Here is a 21,251-nt window from a genome sequence, read left to right as displayed (position 1 = left end):
ATATACCTTTCTTTATGATGACATCAAAAAGGGGCGGCACCGACGCGCCGCCCTTTGCTGCTTTTATCGGCAGATCAATAAGCCTTGCCGCGGGCCGACACCGGCCAAAGCGCCTCGACCTTGCCGCCCCGCACGCCCACATACCAGTCATGGACATTGCAGGTCGGGTCGCAGTGACCGGGCACCAGCCGCAGTTTGTCGTTGACCTTCAGCACGCCATCCGGGTCACCGATCACGCCGTGTTCGTCTGAACACTTGAGGTATTCCACGTCTTCGCGCCCATAGATGAAGGGCAGGCCGCTATCGACAGACTGCGCCTTCAGGCCTGCATCGCAAATCGCTTTGTCTGCCTTGGCGTGGCTCATCACACTGGTCAGGATGAACAGCGCGTTCTCCCATTCGCCCTGATCGATCCGTTCGCCGTTCTCGTCGAGAATGCGACCATAATCCGCATCCATGAAAGCGTAAGAACCGCATTGCAACTCGTTGTAGACGCCCGAATTGCTTTCGAAATAATACGATCCGGTTCCGCCCCCCGAAACCAGTTCGCATTCGATCCCTTCGGCCTTCAGCCCGTCGACCGCGTCTTTGACCATTGCAATGGCTATATCCAGCTTTTCCTTACGAGCCTCATAGGTGTCGAGGTGCTGCATCGCACCCTGATACGCCTGAATGCCGGTGAATTTCAGGTTTGGCGCGGCCTGTGTGGCCTTGGCGATTTCAATCACGGCGGGGGTTGTGGTGACACCACAGCGGCCCGCGCCGCAGTCGATTTCGACAAAGACTTCCAATTCAGTGCCATGCTTAGCGGCTGCAGCAGACAGGTCAGCAACATTTTCCACATCGTCGACGCAGACAATCGTGCGAGCGCCAAGCTGGGGCAGACGCGCCAAACGGTCGATCTTGGCCGGATCGCGCACCTGGTTCGACACCAGAACGTCTTTGATACCTCCGCGTGCGAACACCTCGGCCTCGGATACCTTTTGACAGCAGACACCAACCGCACCGCCGAGTTGCTCCTGCAGTTTCGCAACGTCTACCGATTTGTGCATCTTGCCGTGCACCCGGTGCCGCATACTATGCGCCTTGGCGTAGTCGCCCATCTTCTTGATGTTCCGCTCCAGCGCGTCCAGATCGAGGATCAGGCAAGGCGTCTGGATTTCCGACTCATCCATGCCAATCGCGGCAGGGATGTCATAGCCAACTTCGAGTTGATCGATATTCATGGGTTTGTTCATCCTGTTTCTCCTTACCCTGTCAGCCAGGGCAGTTTATCCAGATCCACGTTGCCGCCGGTGATGATCACGCCGACGCGCTTGCCTCGGAAGGTGTCGGGGTTTTTGAGGATCGTAGCCAGTGGCACTGCCGAGGAGGGCTCCATCACCACCCGGAGGTATTTCCAGGTCAGTTTCATGGCCTCAATGATCTCAGCATCGGAGGCGGTAAAAATGTCGGTCACATTGTTGGATACAAAGTGCCAGGTGTTTTCCTTGAGCGGTACCAGCAGCCCGTCGGCGATTGTTTTGGGCGCGTCATCCGCGATGATGTGCCCCGCCTTGAAAGAGCGATAGGCATCGTCTGCCTGCTCGGGCTCAGCCGCGTAGATCGCCGTGTCCGGCGCAAGGTTCGAGACCGTCAGACAGGTGCCCGAAACCATGCCGCCGCCGCCAATTGGGGCGATCACGGCGTCCACGCCATCGGTTTGCTCCAGCATCTCAGCCGAGCAGGTGGCCTGACCGGCGATGACGCGTGGATCGTTGTAAGGGTGCACGAACTCTCCACCCGTCCGCGCCTGTACCTCAGCAAACGTCGCTTCTCGGGAGGAGGTGGAGGGCTCACATTCGGTGATCGTACCACCATAGCGGCGCACGGCGTCCTTCTTGGCTTGCGGTGCGGTGCGCGGCATGACCACGTTGCAGGGGATGCTGCGTCGACCAGCGGCATAGGACAACGACAGAGCGTGGTTGCCGCTAGAATGCGTGCAGACGCCTTTTGCGGCCATATCGTCACTCAGGTCAAACACGGCATTGCAGGCCCCCCGCACCTTGAACGCGCCCGCTTCCTGAAAGTTCTCGCATTTGAAGAACAGCTGGGCGCCGGTCAGGTCATTCAAATAGTCCGAGGTTATGATGGGCGTGCGGCGAATATAGGGTCTGATCCGGTCATGCGCGGCGCGCATGTCGTCGATGGTCAGATCGGCCGCCGGGATATGGTCCAACATCGTTTCCTCCTCAGGCTGCGGCTTTGGCGTGGCCCGTCGGACCGGTGCGATAATAGTCCTGCGCCGCGGCCACGCCGCTGCCCAGTTCGATCGGATAGTTCAGATCCGCCATCGCCATCTCGATTGCACCCAGACCGGACAGCACCATCACATCCGTTAGACTGCCCAGATGGCCGATGCGGAAGGCTTTGCCGTTCAACTCGCCCAGACCGATGCCAAAGGACACGCCATAGGTGTTGAACGCATGATCGGTCAACACGTTGCTGTCATAGCCTTCGGGCACATAAATCGCGCTGACAGTGTCCGAGTAGAGATCGGGCGACTGCGCGACCAGTTTCAACCCCCAGGCATCGACCGCGCGGCGGACGCCCTCGGCAAGTCTGTGGTGGCGGGCATAGACGTTTTCCAACCCTTCTTCGAACAGCATCTTCAGGCTTTCGCGCATGCCATAGATCAGCTGCAGCGGCGGCGTATAGGGAAATCCGCCCGACGCATTCGCGGCCATCATGTCGCGGAAATCGAAGAAAGTGCGGGGCAGTTTGGCGGTTTCCATCGCGTCCAGAGCCTTGGGGCTGACGCACAGGATCGCCATGCCCGTGGCCAGCATGAACCCTTTTTGCGAGCCAGAGACGGCGATGTCCACGCCCCAGCGGTCAAACTCAAACGGCATCGAGGCCAGAGAGCTGACGCAATCGACGAACATCATCGCCGGGTGGTCGGCCGCATCCATCGCTTTGCGCACCGCTTCGATGTCCGAGCGCACGCCGGTTGCCGTTTCGTTATGGGTGACCAGAACGGTCTTGATCTGATGCGATGTATCCGCTGCAAGCGCGGCCTCGAACTGATCGGCGGGTGCGCCGGTACCCCAGGGGCATTCGATGACCCGAACGTCCAGACCATGCCGCTGACACAGGTCGATCCAACGATGGCTGAACACGCCGTAACGTGCCACCAATACCGTGTCGCCGGGGCTGAGGGTGTTGGTGATCGCAGCCTCCCAGCCACCGGTGCCGCTGGCGGGGAAGGTGACGATCTCGCCATCGCTTGTGCCGAACACTTTCTTGGTATCCTCAAGCACCGGTGCAAATGTCTCGACAAAGTCCGGCGCGCGGTGGTCCTGAGTTTGCACCTGCATCGCAAGCCGCAGGCGATCAGGGATATTGGTCGGGCCGGGAATGAAGACCGGGTTCTGGTTTGACATGGCTCTTGTCCTTTGCTCTCGAACCAAGTGTCACCCGTGTTTCGCTTTTTTGCAATTTTCTTGAAAAATATTTTCATTATAGATAGATAAATGGCAAGCAACTGAAATGTAATAGGTTTCAGTTTCTCGAAATTGCGCTCGATAGACCGTTGGAAACGACCGCGTCCAAAAGATCGGAGAGATCAGCCGGAATGGAATCGCAGAAAAGACCTCGTGGCAGGCCGAAATCACTGTTCAAGGAAAGCTCGGCGGGAACCATGCAATCGCTCGACCGCGCGTTGGGCGTTCTTACTACGGTGGCGCGGCTCGAACGTTCGGCGCTCAGCGATCTTGCGCGTGAAGTGGAAGTTCCGACCGCGACCACCCATCGTATCCTTGTGACCCTGCAGAAACATGGGTTCGTCACCTTCGATGAAGAACGCCAGGAGTGGATGATCGGGATAGAGGCTTATCGCACCGGAGCTTCGTTCCTACGCCGCAACAGCGTACTTGAGATTGGCAGGCCGATCCTGCGGCGTTTGATGCAGGAAAGTGGTGAAACGGCCAATCTGGCCGTGCCGGATGGCGGACAGGTTGTGTTCGTTGGGCAGGTCGAGACTCAGAACCCGATCCGGGCGTTTTTTCCGCCCGGCGCGCGGACGCCCATGTATGCCTCGGGCACGGGCAAGGCGATTTTGGCCGCGATGCGCGAAGAGCGATTAAGCAAATTGTTGGAGGCCAGCGCGCATATATCTTTTACAGCGAACACGAGGCTCCCTGATACAGGTCTGATGGAGGATCTGGCCCTGACCCGGCAACGCGGTTGGTCCCATGATCATGAAGAGCGCTATGAAGGTATGTCCTGCATCGGCGCGGCCATTTTTGATGATCGAGGTGAACCTTGCGGGGGTATCTCGGTTTCTGGACCGACCGTGCGGTTCAGCAAGGCGCGTGCGCCGGAGCTGGGAGCGCTGGTCACCCATGCGGCAGAAGAGATCACGCGGCTCAGCGGTGGACGGTTGCCAGAGTAAACAGCGCTATTTGCGCGGCACTTTTGGGATACGCGATTGCGATAACTTGTACTCGTGTTCGGGGTGCGGTGGGTGGCCGTGTGTCCGACTCCAGAACTCGGTTCCGCCGCGCCTGAGCCAGAGCGGGACGCAGAGCACCAGCCCGACAAAGAACCCTCCGGTATGCGCCCAATAGGCGACGCCGCCTTCATCCGGATTGCTGGACAGGCTGCCGAAGAATTGCAGACCCAGCCAAACGCCCAGCATCACAAAGGCAGGGATCGTGAAGACGCGGAAATAGACGATCAGAATCAGCAGGATATCCACTCGGGCTTTTGGGAACAAAAGCAGATATCCCCCCATCACCCCAGCAATTGCTCCGGATGCGCCGATGGTCGGAACCACCGAATCCGGGGCTGAAATCACGTGGATCAGGCCCGCCCCGATTCCCGCCAACAGATAGAATGCGAGAAACAGGAAGTGCCCCATTTCATCTTCGAGATTGTCGCCGAATATCCATAGAAACAGCATGTTTCCGGCCAGATGCATCCAGCCCCCATGCAGGAACATCGAGCTCACAAGCGTTTCCAGCGCGATACCGTCCGAGATGCGCGCCGGAATGACGGCATAGTCGAAATAAAACCGGTTGATCAGCCGCGCATCCTCCATGATCCCCACATAGCTGAGGAAGATCAGGATGTTGGCAGCCATCAGGGCGTAGACGACAAACGGAGTACGCCCCGAAGGGTTATGGTCACGGATCGGAAACATGGCGCGACGCTGGGCTTTTCGTCGCCCAGCGTCAAGGTCCGGTTATGCCGCACCTCCCAAAAGGGCGGCGTTGCCTCCGGCGGCAGTGGTATCGACGCAGACATGGCGTTCTCCCAACACGCGCGCGCGATCGGGCTGGCCGGGGATCAGAGCAATGATCGGGCCATCCCGCCGGGCCAGGTGCTGCTCGATCTGACGGGCGGTATCTTCGTCGCCCCACCACAGAACGCCCGAGAATCCGGCCAGGTTTTCAAGCCGGTGCAGATCTAGTGCCCCGGTCATCCGGATTGCCGTCCCACCCTGAGCTTTCACTGCATCGACCTGTGCTTGCGCGGCCTCAGGTCCAGGTCCCATGCACAATAGCGGTGGCCGTGCATATTCTGTCAGACGGTTCGATTCGCCAGTGGGGCCGGGCAGCGATTGGGTGCGGGGCGGGGCTGGCTGACCTTCGGGGGCGCCCAGCTCTGCCGCGCTTTCCCAGCTTGCTGAACTTGCCTGCCGATCCGGGGCACAGAACCGCGCCATATAGTTCGGGCCACCCGCTTTGGGGCCTGTGCCTGATAGGCCCTCGCCTCCGAAGGGTTGCGAGCCCACGATCGCGCCGATCTGGTTGCGGTTGACATAGATGTTGCCGGCATGGATCGCCTCGGTCACATGCTGCACCCGGTCATCGATCCGTGTGTGCAGACCGAATGTCAGGCCGTAACCTGTGGCGTTGATATCCGCGATTACCTTATCGATATCCTGTGCTTTGAACCGGGCGACATGCAGAATCGGGCCGAACACCTCGCGCTGCAGCGCTGCGATGCCAGGGATTTCGATCAGAGTTGGCGCGATAAACGTGCCTTCGGGTGGGGTGGAGAGTTCTTTCAGAACACGTCCCTCAGCGCGGGCTTTGGCCACGTGATCCGCGATGGTCTGCCGGGCCTGCTCGTCAATCACCGGACCGCAATCGGTTGAGATCAGCCAGGGGTCGCCGACCTGTAAAGCATCCATTGCGCCCTGAAGCATGGTCAGAACATCATCGGCGATGTCTTCCTGCAGATAGAGGCAGCGCAGGGCTGAACACCTTTGACCTGCCGACTGGAACGCACTTTCGATGATCGACTGCACGGCCTGTTCGGGCAGGGCGGTGCTGTCCACGATCATGGCGTTCAGACCACCGGTTTCGGCGATCAGAGGCGTGCCCGGTCGCATATGCTGCGCCATGGCGGTCCGAATTTTCAGCGCGGTCGCTGTCGATCCGGTAAAGGCCACGCCTGAGACCCGTTCGTCAGATGTCAGGGCCGCACCCACTTTCGGCCCACCCGGCAGCAGCTGCAAAGCATCGCGCGGAATGCCTGCCTCGTGCATCAGTTGAATGGCACGGTGCGCGATCAGCGGCGTTTGCGGGGCAGGGGCGGCGAGCACGGCATTGCCGGTAGCCAGTGCTGCCGAAATCTGCCCGGTGAAAATTGCCAAGGGGAAGTTCCACGGGCTGATACAGGTGAAAATCCCTGCAGGTTTGGCTGCAGGAATATTGGCGGCGTAATAGCGCAGGAAATCGACCGCTTCGCGTAGTTCGGCAACCGCATCGGGCACGGATTTTCCGGCCTCGCGGGCGAGCAGGGCAAACAGCTCTCCGAAATGCGCCTCATAGAGATCGGCAGCTTTGTTGAGCGCGGCAGCGCGCGTCTCAGCCGAGGCCTGCCACGGGCACGCGCTTGCCAGCGCCAGTTCCACGTCTGTCGTGCTGGCGGCGGCGACAGAACCGGGGCGATCTTGCGGCTGCGCCGGGTTTATGACGGGTGTGTCCGCCTCAGGCTGTGCGTCATCCGACAGCAAAGGTCGAGCGTACCAGTGATGGGCGCGGTAAGCATCGCGCGCGATATCGATTTGATCCAGGGTCGGCGTATGATGCAGATCGAACCCTTTGGAATTGGGGCGCTCCGGCGCGAACAACTCGGGCCCGGTCGGTAGCGGCTTGGCAGGTGTTTGAACCGCCAGAAACGGGTCGGTTGCAACGATTTCCGGGGCGACATCCTCATCAACGATCTGGTTCACGAAGGATGAGTTCGCACCGTTCTCCAGCAAACGCCGCACCAGATAGGCCAGTAGATCCCGATGCGCCCCGACAGGGGCATAGATGCGGCAGCGCGAATTCTGCTTGTCTCGCACGATCTGATGCAAGGTTTCGCCCATCCCATGCAGGCGCTGGAACTCGAACGGCTGGTCGTCGGCCATATGCAGGATCGCGCTGACCGTGTGGGCGTTATGGGTGGCGAATTGCGGATAGATGCGGTCGGTCATGCCCAACAGTTTGCGGGCATTGGCGATATAGGACACGTCGGTCGCCGCCTTTTGGGTGAAGACCGGAAAGCCATCGACGCCTTCAACTTGTGCACGCTTGATTTCGGTATCCCAATACGCGCCCTTGACCAGCCGCACCATCAGCTTGCGGTCATGCCGCTCCGCCATCTCGTAGAGCGTATCCAGCACCAATCCGGCGCGCGGGCCATAGGCCTGCACAACAATGCCGAACCCATCCCAGCCTGCCAGCGCGGGTTCGGCCATGACCTCTTCGATGACCTGCAGCGACAGGGACAGCCGGTCGGCCTCTTCGGCGTCGACGTTCAGACCCATGCCTGCAGCCTTGGCCAACAACGCCAGCGCCCGCAGTCGAGGCACCAGTTCGTCCATCACCCGCCGTTCCTGCGCCAGCTCATAGCGGGCGTGCAGCGCGGACAGCTTGACCGAGATGCCGGGGTTCTCGCGGATGTCCTTGTGGATACAAGCCTCGGCAATGGCGGCGATGGCACGCGAATAGGACAGGTGGTAGCGGGCGGCATCGGCCTCGGTCCGCGCAGCCTCACCCAACATGTCGTAGGAGTAGGTGTAACCTTTGTCCTCCATCCCCTTGGCGCGCTTCATCGCGGATTGAATGGTTTCGCCCAGAACGAACTGACGCCCCATCTCTTTCATCGCGCGGCCCACAGCGGTACGGATCACCGGTTCGCCCAGGCGCTTGATTGCACCGCGCAGGGCACCGACAGGCGAGGACTTGTCTTCGTCCAGGACCCGTCCGGTCAGCATCAGCGCCCATGTCGAGGCGTTCACCAGTGACGAGGATGATTGACCCAGATGTTTGCCCCAATCGGAGGGCGCGATCTTATCTTCGATCAATGCATCGATGGTATCGGCATCCGGCACCCGCAATAGCGCCTCGGCCAGACACATCAGCGCCACGCCTTCGTCGGTGGACAGGCCGTATTCCGCCAGAAACACCTCCATCATACCGGGTGACGTGCTGGAGCGGATATCGCGCACCAATTGCGCCGCGGCATTACAGATCGCCGTTCGGTCGGGCTGTGACAGCGCGGCTTGAGTGATCAGAGCGTCCAGAACAGCGGTCTGGTCGGCATAGGTTTGCGTATCGATTTTGGTGCGCAGGATATGTGACATGTGTACTCCGGGGCTTTTGCCTAATATATCGATGAAACAGCAGGCAAATGGACTGAATTTTTAGATTGAGCGGTCGAATAGACCGAAATCGGAGGTGTATCTGATGCAAAACGATTTATCCGACCTTGACCGGTTTGATCGGGCAATCCTGACCGCGTTGGCCGAAGATGGGCGGATCTCGGTAACGGACCTGGCGCGCAGGATCGGTCTGTCAAAATCGCCAACGCAGGCGCGGCTCAAGCGACTTGAGGCCGATGGGATCATCACGGGCTATCGCGCCATGCTTGATCCGATCCGACTGGGGCTGGATCATGTCGCCTTTGTCGAGGTGCGCCTGACCGATACCCGCGAAAAGGCTCTGGCCGAGTTCAACGCGGCGGTGCGCAAGGTGGCCGAGATTGAACAGGCCCATATGATCGCGTCGAACTTCGACTATCTGCTCAAGATACGCACCCGTTCAATGACGGAATACCGCACGGTTCTGGCCGAAAAAATCTCATCCCTGCCGCATGTTGCCAACACATCCACTTTCGTGGCGATGGAGGCGGTGAAAGAGACCGGGCTGCTGAACCCGCTAAAAAACGGTTGACGTATAGGCCGACGGGATCAGGTTAGAGAGGATGAAGCACACACTTGCACTTGTATTTCTCGCTACCTCTGCTGCGCAAGCCGCTGCTGACTGCCCCGTCGCGCCGGATCATACCTCCGGGATCGACGCGCTGATCGCGCAAGCCCAAGGCGCGGTGACCGAGCGCGAGGCACGGGGCATTTCAGGCCAGATGTGGCAGCTTTGGACCGATGCGCCGGATGTCCGTGCGCAAACCCTATTGGACCGCGGAATGTCTTTGCGCGAGGCATGGGATTTGGCGGGCGCGCTGGCCGAGTTTGACGCTTTGGTCGCTTATTGCCCCGATTATGCCGAAGGCTATAACCAGCGGGCGTTTGTCAATTACCTCCAGCAAAACTATGGCGCGGCCCTCATTGATTTGGACCACGCGATAGCACTATCTCCGAACCATGTTGCTGCGCTGAGCGGGCGAGCATTGTCGTTGTTGGGGTTAAAACGCCTCGACGAAGCACGTGAGGCGCTGAATCACGCCCTTGAGTTGAACCCGTGGCTGTCCGAACGTGCTTTGCTCGCACCAGGTGGACTGCTTGATCCGCCGGGTGAAGATATCTGAGCCAAACGTCCCCGGTGCCGGTGCTAAGAGGCGGATGCTCGCCGTTCAACTAACCGATGAGCTCGCAATGGTGGTTTCTGCTTCGGCTGCCGCGAATGCAGAGCTTAGTACGACCGGCTGCAGCAGCAGGACCCTAGCGTTTCCGAACTAAAAACGACCTAGGCGGCTTTTGCTTTGCTGCGGCAATAGCAGGACGCATGTACCGGTATAGTTGCGCGGGCCGAGGCCTGATCCAGCAGCAGTTTGATATGCCGCGCTTCGGTTTCTTCTCGGCGCCGGACCAGACATTCGTGCAAGCCGTGCAGACTCCAAATATTGCGAGGGTGCTGACAGGCGCGGGCTAGTGTGTCGTCAAGGCCCAGATCGGCACGATAGACGGCCTCGGCCTCTTCGTATTGGCCAGCCTCCATCAACAATGCCCCCAATGCGTGACGGGTGGGCTGCATCCAGCCCCAGGGCTCGTCATAGACCAAGGCATCATCCAGTTCGACAGACCGGCGCAGATACGCCAAGCCACCTTCGTGATCGCCGGATTTGAACGCAATCTCTCCATCCATCATGGCCTCGCCGATCATCAAGACATCCTCTGCGGTGTTATTGAAGACCAGACGGCTTTCCGGCACGGCTTCGCGTGCCTGAACCGCAAGTGCGCGCGCTTCCTGCGCGGCATCCAATTGCCCGAGATTGGCCAAAGCTACGGCGCGCGCCTGATGGATCGCGGCTGTGGTGTAGCTGTACAACTCAGCATCCCCCGGCAGTGGCTCGTCCAGAATTTCCTGCCACATGCCAAAGCGGACCATAACGTGGATCTTTTTGCCGTAGAAAGATTCGAACAGGTCCGGGAAAAAGCGGATCACGTTGTCGGGCAGCATCCGCATCAGTTCCTCAGATGCAGCCAGCGCTTTTTCGGGTTGTCCAAGGAACATTGCGCCATAGGCTTCGAAATGCACGTTGTGGACGCGGTAAACCGTATAGAAGTTCTCACCCCCCGCCATCGCTTCGTATTTCTGGTCGACGGCGGCGGCGCGATGATTGCGCCAGACGACATTCTGATACTCGCCGCAGAGAACGTCGATATGCGTGGCCATATGCACCAGATGTCCGCTGTCGGGCACCAGATCGACCAGCCGGTCGCCATGTTGCAGGGCCTTCTCGGGTGTGGGCGACATCTCCATCAGGTGGATATACATATGAAGCAGGCCGGGGTGGTCCCACGCGCCCGGCAACGTGTCAAAGGCGCGTTCCAGCACCGTTTGCGCTTCGGTGGTTGATGCACCTTCAGCGGGCACCCCGTTCTTCAGATCCCAAAGCGTCCAAGGGGTGCGATTCATTAGCGCCTCGGCGAAGATCGAGGAGACCTCAAGGTCGTCCGGATATGCGGCATAGACTTGGCGCATCGAATCCGAGAACGCGTCATTCCATGGCCCGTAATCCTCAATCGTGGGATCTGTTGGAAATCGGTGGGCGATGGCCTCGATCAGCGCGGCTTCGACCGGGCTAACCCGCTCGCGCAGCGCCATCGCTGCGTCGATCGCCTGATGTGCTCGTTCCAGCGTGGCCACTTTTTCATCGGGCTCAAAAAACTCCCAAGGTTTATTGTAGTTGGGGCCGATTGCATAAGCGACGCCCCAATGTGCCATGCCGCAGTCCGGATCCTGAGCTATGGCCTGCTCAAAACAGTGCGCTGCCGCTTCATGATTATACCCAAACAACCAGATCAGCCCCTGATCGAACAGGCGCTGCGCATCTTGAGATCCAGTGGTAATCCTGCGTTGGTAGGTGCCAAGGTCAAAATCGGTCATTTGGAATATCCCCCATGGTGTACATGCGCAGACGCTCAGCAGTGCGCTGTGTCGCGGATTTCCACACAATATCACATTTCTGTGATCAATGCCGGAGCGAGATAAGCCGAGGATGGCAAAACCAAACAAATAGGTGATTTCGCTTCTTGACGCCCGGGGGCGCATGGACTACTCAGCCCAGACGCTGAGCGGGTATAGCTTAATGGTAAAGCCCCTGCCTTCCAAGCAGGCTATGTCGGTTCGATTCCGTCTACCCGCTCCAGTTCAGCCCCTCCGCCGAATGCGTCAAAAGGCCCGGATCGTGTCCGATTTGCGCCCAATGCTTGACCCCATCGGCCTCTGCCGCCAAGAAGCGTTGAAACGCGCCAGATAACGGCGATGACCAGAAGACAAGGGCCAGACATGGCAAGAACACGCTCAGCCAGTCCAGCGAATGCACACGCGCCCGGTGCGCATGAAGAGCGGGCCGGGTCGAAGAAGATCGGCGTATTGCGGTCGCTGTGGCCTTTCATGCTGCCGTATCGCTTGTTGATGATCGGTGCGACTTTGGCGCTGATCCTGACTGCCAGCATGACATTAATGCTGCCTTTGGCTGTGCGCCGTGTGGTTGATAATTTCCGTATTGAAGATGGCGAGCTTCTGGATTGGTATTTTCTGGCCGCTCTGGTCATTGCTGGTATCCTCGCCATAGGCACGGGTATTCGATATGCGCTGGTGACCCGACTGGGTGAGCGCGTGGTGGCCGATATCCGAAAGGCTGTATTCGACCGCGTGATCGGGATGAGTCCCGAATTTTACGAACGCATCATGACCGGAGAAGTCCTGAGCCGGATCACCACCGATACAACGCTAATCCAGTCGGTGCTGGGCTCGTCGGTGTCGATTGCCCTGCGTAATCTGCTGATGTTCGTAGGCGGATTGGTTTTGATGTTGCTGACTTCGGCCAAGCTGACCGGGATGGTTCTGCTACTTATTCCGTTGGTTGTCGTACCGATTTTGGTGCTGGGTCGCCGGTTGCGGGTGATCAGTCGCGAAAATCAGGATTGGATTGCGGCGTCATCGGGAAACGCGGGCGAGGCGTTGGGCGCGGTGCAGACAGTGCAAGCCTTTACCCATGAACAGGCCAGCCGGGCGCAGTTCGGTGAGATGACAGAAACTTCGTACGAAGTTTCTCTGCGCCGAATCCAGACCCGCGCGATCCTGACGGTCATCGTTATCTTCCTCGTTTTCTCGGGCATCGTCGGTGTGCTATGGATGGGCGCGAATGACGTGCGTAACGGGGTGATGACCGAGGGCGTGCTGATTCAGTTCGTGATCTATTCGATTATCATGGCAGGCTCGGTTGCCGCATTGTCGGAAATCTGGAGCGAACTGCAGCGCGCGGCGGGCGCAACTGAGCGGCTGGTCGAGTTGCTGAATGCTCAGGACACAGTAAATGATCCGTCGCAGGCCAGAGCTCTGCCTGCGCCAGTCCGGGGCGAGATTCACTTTGACGATGTGACTTTCCGCTATCCCGCCCGCCCGGATGTCGTTGCATTGGATCATTTGTCGCTGCAGATCAAACCCGGGGAAACGGTGGCTTTTGTCGGCCCGTCTGGTGCGGGCAAGACGACCGTGATCCAGATGATCCAGCGGTTCTACGATCCGGATGCCGGGCAGGTCAGCCTCGACGGGTGCGATCTGCGCGACCTCAACCGTGACGACTTCCGTCAGCACATCGCGCTGGTGCCACAAGACCCGGTGATCTTTGCCACGTCGGCGCGCGAGAATATCCGCTTCGGCCGCCTTGATGCGACGGATGCCGAAGTTGAGGCCGCCGCCCGGGCTGCTGCCGCGCATGACTTCATCTCGGCTCTGCCCGAAGGGTATGACAGCTTCGTGGGTGAGCGCGGCGTAATGCTTTCAGGTGGTCAGAAACAGCGTATCGCCATCGCGCGCGCCATCCTCCGCGATGCGCCGGTGCTGCTGTTGGACGAGGCGACCTCTGCGCTGGATGCGGAAAGCGAACGCGCGGTGCAGGGCGCAGTTGATAATATGAGGGCAGGGCGTACCACGCTGATCGTGGCGCACCGTCTGGCGACCGTGAAGAAGGCTGATCGTATTGTCGTGCTTGAGGCGGGACAGATCGTAGCGCAGGGCACGCATGATGATCTGGTGGCGCAGGACGGCTTGTATGCCCGTCTGGCGCGTTTGCAGTTCACCGACGGAGTGGCCGCAGAATAAAGTGACGCTCCGGCACATCTTGTTTCGCCGTAGCGTCATTCTACATTTTCCCGAACCTGATCGCTAAGCCCTTGCTTGCGCATGCTGTGTTTTGCTTCCATCTTGGAGGCACAAACAAACCTGTGCGCGACACGGGAGACAGATCAGGGGAGGAGCCACATGGCCTTTGTGGGATTGGAAGACAAGGCGCGCATCGAGCAGGAGATGGCGTGGGAGGACCGGGATGTGCCCGTCACCTTCCATCAGCTGTTGTCGCGGACGGCGGGCAAGTTCCCGAACCACAAGGCGATCAGCTTTCAATTGCTATCTGGCCCGACTGACAAGGCAGAGACGCTGACATGGTCGGAGCTGCTGGGCAAAGTCAATCAAGCGGCCAACCTGTTCCGCTCGCTAGGCATCGGCGAAAAGGACGTGGTGGCTTATGTACTGCCCAACTGTAACGAGACGCTGGTTACCATGATGGGTGGCGCGGTTGCAGGGATCGTGAACCCGATCAACCCTCTGCTTGAACCCGAACAGATTGCCGCGATCCTGCGTGAGACCAAGGCGAAGGTCGTGGTCACGCTGAAATCCTTCCCCAAAACCGATGTGGCCCAGAAGGTGGAAGAGGCCGTGCGCCACGCGCCGGGGGTCAACACGATCCTCGAGATTGACCTGAACCGCTATCTGACGCCGCCTAAATCCTGGCTCGTGCCGTTCCTGCGCCCCAAGATGGGCGACAAGGAAAAACTGGCCCATGCGGATTACAAGAACTTCAATGCCGAGTTGAACAAGCAGCCGAAAACGCTGAATTTTGAGGACAGTCAGGAAGACCGCGTCGCCTGTTATTTCCACACCGGCGGCACAACGGGCATGCCAAAGGTAGCGCAACACAAATACTCTGGCCTGATCTACAACGGCTGGTTGGGCAACACGCTGCTGTTTGACGAAAACGACGTCATCATGTGCCCTCTGCCGATGTTCCATGTCTTTGCGGTGCATGTGATTGTGATGGCAGCTGTGTCCTCGGGGGCGCATGTGATTTTCCCAACGCCCGCTGGATATCGCGGGGACGGCGTGTTCGACAATTTCTGGAAGCTGATCGAACGCTGGAAGGTCTCGTTCATCATCACCGTGCCAACGGCAATCTCGGCCAAGATGCAGCGCCCGGTTGATGCTGATATTTCAAGCGTAAAAACCGCCTTCTCAGGCTCAGCCCCGCTGCCCGTCGAACTGTTCCGCCGCTTCGAAGAAGCGACAGGCGTCACCATCGTCGAAGGTTACGGCCTGACCGAGGCAACTTGTCTGGTGTCGTGCAACCCTGTGGATGGAGAGAAGAAGATCGGCTCGATCGGCATTCCGTTCCCCTATACGGATGTCAAAATCCTGCAGGACGGACCGGATGGCCCTAAAGAATGCGGCGCAGATCAGATCGGTGAAATCTGCATTTCGAACCCCGGCGTCTACACGGGCAACACCTATACCGAGACAGACAAGAACACGAACCTCTATCATTTCGACAAATACCTGCGCACAGGCGATTTGGGACGGTTTGATGAGGATGGCTACCTCTGGATCACCGGTCGCGCGAAGGACCTGATCATCCGGGGTGGTCACAATATTGATCCTGCCGAGATCGAAGAGGCTCTGCTTGGCCACGAAGCCGTCGCCTTTGCCGGGGCCATCGGCCAGCCGGACGCGCACTCGGGTGAGGTGCCTTGTGCGTTTGTGGAGCTGGTCGAGGGTGCGTCAGTTACCGAAAAAGAGCTGATGGAGTATTGCAAGGTCCACGTCCACGAACGCGCGGCGCAGCCCAAGCATATGACCATTCTGGATGAGCTGCCGAAAACCGCGGTCGGCAAGGTGTTCAAACCGGATCTGCGCAAACAGGCCATCACCCGCATCTACAATGGTGCCCTGGAAACTGCAGGTGTCGCGGCGCGCGTTGTGTCCGTCATCGATGACAAGAAACGCGGGCTTGTCGCACAGCTTGACGCGAACGGGTCTTCCGAGGACGATGTGGCCAAGGTGCTGGGGTCATTCACCCGGCCGTGGGAGTGGTCTGAGTAAGCCGCAGGAGGGACAATGGACTATGAACGCCTGATCGACGAAGAAACCTGGGCGTTCATACGTCGCACGGCCGAAAGCTATCCTGATGACGCGGTCGATATGTCCATCGAAGATCAGCGCCGCGTTTATGATGCGATGTGTCAGGAGTTTCGTCAGCCTCGTCCATCGGGTGTTGAAGTAGAAGACCGTGACGCGGATGGTGTTGCGGTTCGCCTCTATACTGCGGGTGATCCGACCCGAAGCGTTGTGTATTTTCATGGCGGTGGGTTCGTTGTCGGCGGTTTGGACAGCCATGACGATGTCTGCGCCGAGATTTGTGTGCAGACCGGATACCGCGTCGTGTCGGTCGACTACCGGCTGTGTCCGGAACATGCGCACCCCGCCCAGTTTCAGGACAGCTGGACTGCAACCTGCTGGGTTGTCCGGGAATTCGGCGATCCCATCGTATTGGCCGGGGACAGCGCGGGCGGTAATCTTGCCGCAACAGTTGCACATCATGGCCGGGGTCGATTGGACAATGTGCTCGGGCAGGTTCTGATCTACCCTGGGCTGGGCGGAGATCCCTCGCATGGCTCATATATCGAACACGCTAACGCCCCGATGCTTACGCGCGACGATGTTCTTTTCTACCAATCGATCCGCTGTGCGGGCGACGTGCCGGATAATGACCCAACATTTGCGCCTTTGCAGGATCGCGATTTCTCGGACCTCCCACCTACGGTTGTGGTGACAGCCGATTGTGATCCGTTACGCGATGACGGGCCTGCCTATTGCAAGCGCATCACAGCCGCCGGTGGGCATGCGCATTGCGTCAATGAACCTGGGCTGATCCACGGCTATTTGCGCGCCCGAAGCACGGTAAAGCGCGCCGCCGACAGCTTTGAACGAATATCGGTCGCCATCGAGGCGCTGGGGCAGGGGATCTGGTCCTACGATTGAAGCCTAGATCAGGAAAGGTTCGGCTTTCATCGTATCTGCCACGGGCGCGCCCATCCGGGTCAGGATGGTCGGTGCCAGCTGTAGCTGATCAATCACCGTAGCGGCCTCAGGACCTTCGGCGTCACCGAAGTAATATAAGGCTGTCTCCTGTTGCAGCGGACTGCGCCCGCCGTGGTGGCCGCGCTCATCCTGACCGTGGTCTGCTGTAACGATAACCTCGTACCCCAGTTGCCGCCAGCGGGGGATGAAAGGGGCGAGCATTTCATCCGCGACAAAACAGGCGTGATCCATCTCGGGGCAGTCGTGGAAGAAACGGTGGCCCATGCTGTCTAGCGTGCAGGTGTGCAGAATGCCGTAGTCCAGCCCGAAGCGCAGGCACAGGTTGGTGAGCGAAGCGAACAGATCCACATCGCATGGCGTCATCTGGTTGGCTTTGCCATAGCCGGTCATGGTGTGGAACCGGCCATGGTTGATGGTCTTGCTGTCCGGTTCGTCATATTCCACGTCGCGAACGTAATCGAACGGGTGGCGATTGAAGAACTGCGACCAATAGCTGTGGGTGACGGCGCCGGTCACTCCCCCGGCTTCACGCACCTGGCTGAACACATCCTTATGGCTCAGACGGAATACGTTGCCATTGCCGGTACAACCATGCTCTTGCGGTGTCACGCCGGTGTGGATCGACGCATAGCAACTGGCCGAGGTGGAGGGCAGGACGGCGCGCAGCTTCCACACGCGGGCTTCACCGGTGTCGACCCAGCCTTCGAGGTTGCCAAAGAGGCGGCGGAAATTGCGCCATGGGACGCCGTCGAGGATGATCAAAAGCAGTTTGCGGTCCATGTTTCAGCCTTCTTTTTGCTCTTTCCAGTGACCCTATTGGATTCGCGATTCCAAGGGCGTCCGTTCGCGCCCCCAATAGCAAAATCCCGACACCTGTCATCGGACAAGATGTCGGGATTATGAGATTTCATGGAACTGTTACGATGTGATCAGTTGCCGGCGCTCTCCATCTTGCGATGCGCGACAACCTCTTCCAGCCAACCCAGATGCATTTCTGGCACCGAGCTGAGCAGAAGGTCGGTATAATCATCGAACGGCGGGCTGAGCACCTGGCTTTTCGAGCCGTAGCGCGCGACGCGTCCCTGATACATCACCGCAATACTGTCGCTGATCGCACGCACCGTCGCCAGATCGTGAGTGATGAACAGATAGGCCACATCCTCGATCTTCTGCAGGTCCAGCAGCAGTTTCAGGATGCCATCCGCCACCAGTGGATCGAGCGCCGAGGTGACTTCATCGCAGATGATCATCTTCGGTTTGGCCGCCAGCGACCGCGCGATGCAGACACGCTGTTTCTGACCACCCGACAGCTCCGCCGGATACCGATCGATGAACTTTTCGCCCAGTTCGATTTCATCCAGCAGTTCGATGATCCGCTTGCGTTTCTCGGCCCCGCGCATGTTGAAGTAGAACTCCAACGGGCGACCGATGATAGTCCCGACGGTTTGGCGCGGATTCATCGCGACGTCAGCCATTTGGTAGATCATCTGCAATTCACGCAGGTCCTCGCGAGAGCGGCCAGCCAGATCAGGGCTGAGCTTGCGCCCTGCAAAGGTGATCTCTCCATCACGCGGCGGCAGCAGGCCAGTAATCACCCGCGCCAGTGTGGACTTACCTGAGCCGGATTCGCCCACGACCGCCAAAGTCTGCCCCGGATGAAGCTCAACATTGACGTTGTGCAGGACGTCGAAATTCAGACCCTTGTAGCGCGCAGTGATACCCTCGACGGTCAGCACAGGTTCTGGCGTGGGTTTCTTTTCTTCGTGCTCGATGGACCGGACCGAGACCAACGCCTGAGTGTATTCCTCCTGCGGGTTGTTGATGATCTGATCGGTTGTGCCGTATTCAACGGTATTACCCATCTTCAGAACCATGATGTCATCGCTTACCTGCGCAACAACAGCAAGGTCGTGGGTGATATAGAGAGCGGCGACACCGGTATCCGCAATGGCCTCTTTGATGGCCATCAGAACGTCGATCTGCGTGGTTACGTCCAGCGCTGTGGTGGGCTCGTCGAACACCACCAGATCCGGTTCCGGACATAGGGCAAGTGCAGTCATGCAGCGTTGCAGCTGGCCGCCCGAGACCTGGTGCGGATAGCGATTGCCGATATTGTCGGGGTCAGGCAGACCCAGCTTGGCAAACAGCTCGCGCGCGCGGGCCTCGGCCTCTTTGCGGGTGAACTTCTTCTGTTCGACCGCGGCCTCGACCACCTGATCCATGATCTTCTTGGCCGGATTGAACGACGCCGCAGCGGATTGGGACACATAGGTGACCTCACCCCCGCGCAGTTTGCGGATATCACGCAAGGATGTCTTGAGGATATCGCGCCCGTTGACCCAAACCTCGCCACCGGTGATTTTCACACCTCCGCGGCCATAGGCCATCGAGGCCAGACCGATGGTAGACTTGCCCGCCCCGGATTCACCGATCAGCCCCAGCACCTTGCCGCGCTCAAGGTCAAAGCTGACCCCGTGCACGATTTCGATGTCATGGGGTTTCTCACCCGGCGGATAGACGGTCGCGCCGATTTTGAGGTCGCGGACCTTGAGAAGGGTATCACTCATCCCCGGCCTCCTTTCAGCGATGTGGTACGGTTCAGAACCCAGTCAGCCACAAGATTGACCGAGATTGCCAACGTCGCGATGGCGACAGCGGGCAGCAGGGCGGCGGGAATGCCGTAGACGATGCCTTCCTTGTTCTCTTTCACGATGCCACCCCAGTCAGCCTCGGGCGGTTGCACGCCGAGACCCAGGAATGACAGAGTCGAGACGAACAGCACGGCGAAGATGAAGCGCAGGCCCATCTCGGCCACCAGCGGTGACAGCGCGTTGGGTAGGATTTCGCGGAAGATGATCCAGGCGATCTTTTCGCCCCGCAGACGCGCGGCTTCGACATAGTCCATGACGGTGATGTCGACGGCAACAGCACGGGCCAGACGATAGACACGGGTCGAATCCAGCAGACCCATGACGACGATCAGGATCGGGACGGTCACCGGCATCACCGAGAGGACCACGAGGGCGAAGATCAGTGTCGGGATCGACATGATCAGATCGACAAAGCGCGACAGCACCTGATCGACCCAGCCGCCCATCACCGCCGCAAAGAAGCCCAGGACCGAACCGGTCACGAAGGACAGTATCGTTGCAGCCGTCGCGATGAAGATGGTGGTACGCCCGCCATAGATCATCCGGCTCAGCAGATCGCGGCCGATATTGTCGGTGCCCAGCCAGAAATTCGACTCGGTGAAACCTTCGGGAGCGATCCCAAGCATGATCTCGATCTTCGAGGGTTCCCACACACCGCCGACAATTTCAGCCATGCCGTAAGGCGCGATGAGCGGCGCGAACAGCGCCACGAGAAAGTAGAGGGCCGTCAGGAACAGCCCGATCAGTGCAGAAATAGGGATGTTCTTCATTTCGGATGCCTCAGACGCGGGTTGGCCAGGATCGAGACGATGTCTGCAATCATGTTGAGGCCGATATAGACGGCGGCGAAGATCAGACCGCAGGCCTGTACCACCGGAACGTCACGTTTCGCCACGTGGTCAACAAGGTACTGTCCCATGCCGGGATAGACGAACACCACCTCGATCACCACGACGCCGACCACCAGATAGGCCAGGTTCAGCATCACCACGTTGACGATCGGAGCGATGGCGTTCGGGAAGGCGTGGCGCGCGATAACCTGAAACCCGGTCAATCCCTTGAGCTCGGCCGTCTCGATATAGGCCGATTGCATCACGTTCAGAATTGCCGCGCGGGTCATGCGCATCATATGTGCCAGTACCACAAGCGTCAGAACCATCACGGGCAATGCAATCGCCTGAAGCTTCTGCAGCAGGCTCATGTGGTCACCGATCATCGCAACGGATGGGAACCAGCCCAGCTTCACCGCGACGAAATACATCAGCAGATAACCGATCAGGAATTCCGGGATCGAGATTGATGCCAGCGTAACGGCCGAGATCAGCTTGTCGGGCCAGCGGTCCTTATAGCGCACCGCGATCAGACCCAGAAGGATTGCCAGAGGTACCGAAATCAGGGCGGCCCAAAAGGCAAGAAACAGAGTGTTGGACATGCGTTGACCGATACTCTCGGCAATGTCACGACCATTGGTCAGCGCAGTACCTAAATCACCCTGCAACGCGGCAAATAGCCAGTCGAAATAGCGGGTGATGGCGGGTTCATTCAATCCCAGCTCTTCGCGCAGGTTGGCGAGGGCTTCGGGCGTAGCGGACTGACCGAGGATGGATTGGGCCACGTCACCGGGCAGGATGAGCGTGCCCACGAAAATCAGCACAGATACAGCTAATAGCAGCAAAAGGCCCAGCGCAATGCGCTGGACCACAAGTTTCATCGCGATTCCCAT

At 59.1% G+C, this 21,251-nt stretch carries 16 protein-coding genes and 1 tRNA gene; 7 read left to right on the top strand and 10 right to left on the bottom strand.

The genetic code is table 11. The features are described from left to right. Nucleotides 1–74 precede the first annotated feature (74 nt). The 3 genes from bhcC to bhcA are packed head-to-tail and all read right to left on the bottom strand — an operon-like array spanning nt 75 to nt 3,422. The gene (bhcC, locus tag ACR0NF_RS11870; protein WP_480778301.1) at nt 75–1,238 is read right to left on the bottom strand and encodes a 3-hydroxy-D-aspartate aldolase BhcC; all 1,164 of its coding nucleotides are present in this window, start codon (nt 1,236–1,238) and stop codon (nt 75–77) included. A gap of 11 nt (nt 1,239–1,249) precedes the next feature. Then, the gene (bhcB, locus tag ACR0NF_RS11865; RefSeq protein WP_480667575.1) at nt 1,250–2,221 is read right to left on the bottom strand and encodes a beta-hydroxyaspartate dehydratase BhcB; all 972 of its coding nucleotides are present in this window, start codon (nt 2,219–2,221) and stop codon (nt 1,250–1,252) included. Between the two features lie 10 nt (nt 2,222–2,231). Next, nucleotides 2,232–3,422 (bottom strand): L-aspartate--glyoxylate aminotransferase BhcA, encoded by a 1,191-nt coding sequence (gene bhcA, locus ACR0NF_RS11860; protein ID WP_480470498.1) that lies wholly within the window; start codon nt 3,420–3,422, stop codon nt 2,232–2,234. A gap of 191 nt (nt 3,423–3,613) precedes the next feature. Between bhcA and ACR0NF_RS11855 the strand changes: the two genes are divergently transcribed. Further along, on the top strand, nt 3,614–4,432 hold the full coding sequence (locus tag ACR0NF_RS11855) for an IclR family transcriptional regulator (RefSeq protein WP_480470497.1): 819 nt from the start codon (nt 3,614–3,616) through the stop codon (nt 4,430–4,432). Between the two features lie 6 nt (nt 4,433–4,438). On the opposite strand, the gene ACR0NF_RS11850 is transcribed toward ACR0NF_RS11855, so the two are convergent. Both ACR0NF_RS11850 and putA read right to left on the bottom strand, forming a co-directional pair. Beyond that, nucleotides 4,439–5,182, bottom strand: a complete 744-nt coding sequence (locus ACR0NF_RS11850; RefSeq protein ID WP_480470496.1) for a rhomboid family intramembrane serine protease — start codon at nt 5,180–5,182, stop codon at nt 4,439–4,441. Between the two features lie 42 nt (nt 5,183–5,224). Then, nucleotides 5,225–8,623, bottom strand: coding sequence for a bifunctional proline dehydrogenase/L-glutamate gamma-semialdehyde dehydrogenase PutA (putA, locus tag ACR0NF_RS11845; RefSeq protein ID WP_480778300.1), 3,399 nt, complete (start codon nt 8,621–8,623; stop codon nt 5,225–5,227). 103 nt (nt 8,624–8,726) lie between these two features. On the opposite strand from putA, the gene ACR0NF_RS11840 reads away from it, so the two are divergent. Both ACR0NF_RS11840 and ACR0NF_RS11835 read left to right on the top strand, forming a co-directional pair. Then, nucleotides 8,727–9,212, top strand: a complete 486-nt coding sequence (locus ACR0NF_RS11840; protein WP_480778299.1) for an Lrp/AsnC family transcriptional regulator — start codon at nt 8,727–8,729, stop codon at nt 9,210–9,212. A gap of 31 nt (nt 9,213–9,243) precedes the next feature. Next, nucleotides 9,244–9,804: a tetratricopeptide repeat protein gene (locus ACR0NF_RS11835; protein ID WP_480470493.1), complete on the top strand. Its 561-nt coding sequence runs from the start codon at nt 9,244–9,246 to the stop codon at nt 9,802–9,804. A 158-nt stretch (nt 9,805–9,962) separates the two neighbouring features. Here the strand turns inward: ACR0NF_RS11835 and ACR0NF_RS11830 are convergent, their stop codons facing one another. Continuing rightward, entirely contained in the window at nt 9,963–11,606 is a 1,644-nt protein-coding gene (locus ACR0NF_RS11830) for a hypothetical protein (RefSeq protein ID WP_480470492.1), read from the bottom strand. A 188-nt stretch (nt 11,607–11,794) separates the two neighbouring features. Between ACR0NF_RS11830 and ACR0NF_RS11825 the strand changes: the two genes are divergently transcribed. The 4 genes from ACR0NF_RS11825 to ACR0NF_RS11810 all read left to right on the top strand — a co-directional run bounded on the left by ACR0NF_RS11825 (nt 11,795) and on the right by ACR0NF_RS11810 (nt 16,817). Then, a tRNA-Gly gene (locus ACR0NF_RS11825) sits at nt 11,795–11,868 on the top strand. Nucleotides 11,869–12,008: 140 nt separating this feature from the next. Beyond that, on the top strand, nt 12,009–13,829 hold the full coding sequence (locus ACR0NF_RS11820) for an ABC transporter transmembrane domain-containing protein (RefSeq protein ID WP_480778298.1): 1,821 nt from the start codon (nt 12,009–12,011) through the stop codon (nt 13,827–13,829). Between the two features lie 159 nt (nt 13,830–13,988). Further along, on the top strand, nt 13,989–15,878 hold the full coding sequence (locus ACR0NF_RS11815) for an acyl-CoA synthetase (protein WP_480778297.1): 1,890 nt from the start codon (nt 13,989–13,991) through the stop codon (nt 15,876–15,878). A gap of 15 nt (nt 15,879–15,893) precedes the next feature. Then, on the top strand, nt 15,894–16,817 hold the full coding sequence (locus ACR0NF_RS11810) for an alpha/beta hydrolase (protein WP_480778296.1): 924 nt from the start codon (nt 15,894–15,896) through the stop codon (nt 16,815–16,817). A 3-nt stretch (nt 16,818–16,820) separates the two neighbouring features. On the opposite strand, the gene ACR0NF_RS11805 is transcribed toward ACR0NF_RS11810, so the two are convergent. The 4 genes from ACR0NF_RS11805 to ACR0NF_RS11790 form a co-directional block, all read right to left on the bottom strand. Beyond that, nucleotides 16,821–17,657, bottom strand: a complete 837-nt coding sequence (locus ACR0NF_RS11805) for an alkaline phosphatase family protein (protein ID WP_480778295.1) — start codon at nt 17,655–17,657, stop codon at nt 16,821–16,823. Nucleotides 17,658–17,806: 149 nt separating this feature from the next. Next, complete coding sequence (locus ACR0NF_RS11800; RefSeq protein ID WP_480470487.1) at nt 17,807–19,444, bottom strand: ABC transporter ATP-binding protein; 1,638 nt, start codon at nt 19,442–19,444, stop codon at nt 17,807–17,809. Next, a complete protein-coding gene (locus ACR0NF_RS11795; protein ID WP_480470486.1) occupies nt 19,441–20,298 on the bottom strand; it encodes an ABC transporter permease in 858 nt (285 codons plus the stop codon). Before ACR0NF_RS11795 ends, ACR0NF_RS11800 begins: the two co-directional genes overlap by 4 nt. Further along, nucleotides 20,295–21,251, bottom strand: a complete 957-nt coding sequence (locus tag ACR0NF_RS11790) for an ABC transporter permease (protein WP_480470485.1) — start codon at nt 21,249–21,251, stop codon at nt 20,295–20,297. Before ACR0NF_RS11790 ends, ACR0NF_RS11795 begins: the two co-directional genes overlap by 4 nt.

It is taken from the genome of Ruegeria sp. CF4, from assembly GCF_056537345.1.
The sequence above is the reverse complement of the archived record's forward strand: the minus strand, read 5'-3'. Positions and strand labels throughout refer to the sequence as shown.

What these genes read in the sequence shown, in the direction of transcription:
- bhcC (WP_480778301.1), bottom strand. Translation starts at nt 1,238, where the DNA reads ATGAACAAACCCATGAATATCGATCAACTCGAAGTTGGCTATGACATC.
- bhcB (WP_480667575.1), bottom strand. Translation starts at nt 2,221, where the DNA reads ATGTTGGACCATATCCCGGCGGCCGATCTGACCATCGACGACATGCGC.
- bhcA (WP_480470498.1), bottom strand. Translation starts at nt 3,422, where the DNA reads ATGTCAAACCAGAACCCGGTCTTCATTCCCGGCCCGACCAATATCCCT.
- ACR0NF_RS11855 (WP_480470497.1), top strand. Translation starts at nt 3,614, where the DNA reads ATGGAATCGCAGAAAAGACCTCGTGGCAGGCCGAAATCACTGTTCAAG.
- ACR0NF_RS11850 (WP_480470496.1), bottom strand. Translation starts at nt 5,182, where the DNA reads ATGTTTCCGATCCGTGACCATAACCCTTCGGGGCGTACTCCGTTTGTC.
- putA (WP_480778300.1), bottom strand. Translation starts at nt 8,623, where the DNA reads ATGTCACATATCCTGCGCACCAAAATCGATACGCAAACCTATGCCGAC.
- ACR0NF_RS11840 (WP_480778299.1), top strand. Translation starts at nt 8,727, where the DNA reads ATGCAAAACGATTTATCCGACCTTGACCGGTTTGATCGGGCAATCCTG.
- ACR0NF_RS11835 (WP_480470493.1), top strand. Translation starts at nt 9,244, where the DNA reads ATGAAGCACACACTTGCACTTGTATTTCTCGCTACCTCTGCTGCGCAA.
- ACR0NF_RS11830 (WP_480470492.1), bottom strand. Translation starts at nt 11,606, where the DNA reads ATGACCGATTTTGACCTTGGCACCTACCAACGCAGGATTACCACTGGA.
- ACR0NF_RS11820 (WP_480778298.1), top strand. Translation starts at nt 12,009, where the DNA reads ATGGCAAGAACACGCTCAGCCAGTCCAGCGAATGCACACGCGCCCGGT.
- ACR0NF_RS11815 (WP_480778297.1), top strand. Translation starts at nt 13,989, where the DNA reads ATGGCCTTTGTGGGATTGGAAGACAAGGCGCGCATCGAGCAGGAGATG.
- ACR0NF_RS11810 (WP_480778296.1), top strand. Translation starts at nt 15,894, where the DNA reads ATGGACTATGAACGCCTGATCGACGAAGAAACCTGGGCGTTCATACGT.
- ACR0NF_RS11805 (WP_480778295.1), bottom strand. Translation starts at nt 17,657, where the DNA reads ATGGACCGCAAACTGCTTTTGATCATCCTCGACGGCGTCCCATGGCGC.
- ACR0NF_RS11800 (WP_480470487.1), bottom strand. Translation starts at nt 19,444, where the DNA reads ATGAGTGATACCCTTCTCAAGGTCCGCGACCTCAAAATCGGCGCGACC.
- ACR0NF_RS11795 (WP_480470486.1), bottom strand. Translation starts at nt 20,298, where the DNA reads ATGAAGAACATCCCTATTTCTGCACTGATCGGGCTGTTCCTGACGGCC.
- ACR0NF_RS11790 (WP_480470485.1), bottom strand. Translation starts at nt 21,251, where the DNA reads ATGGGAATCGCGATGAAACTTGTGGTCCAGCGCATTGCGCTGGGCCTT.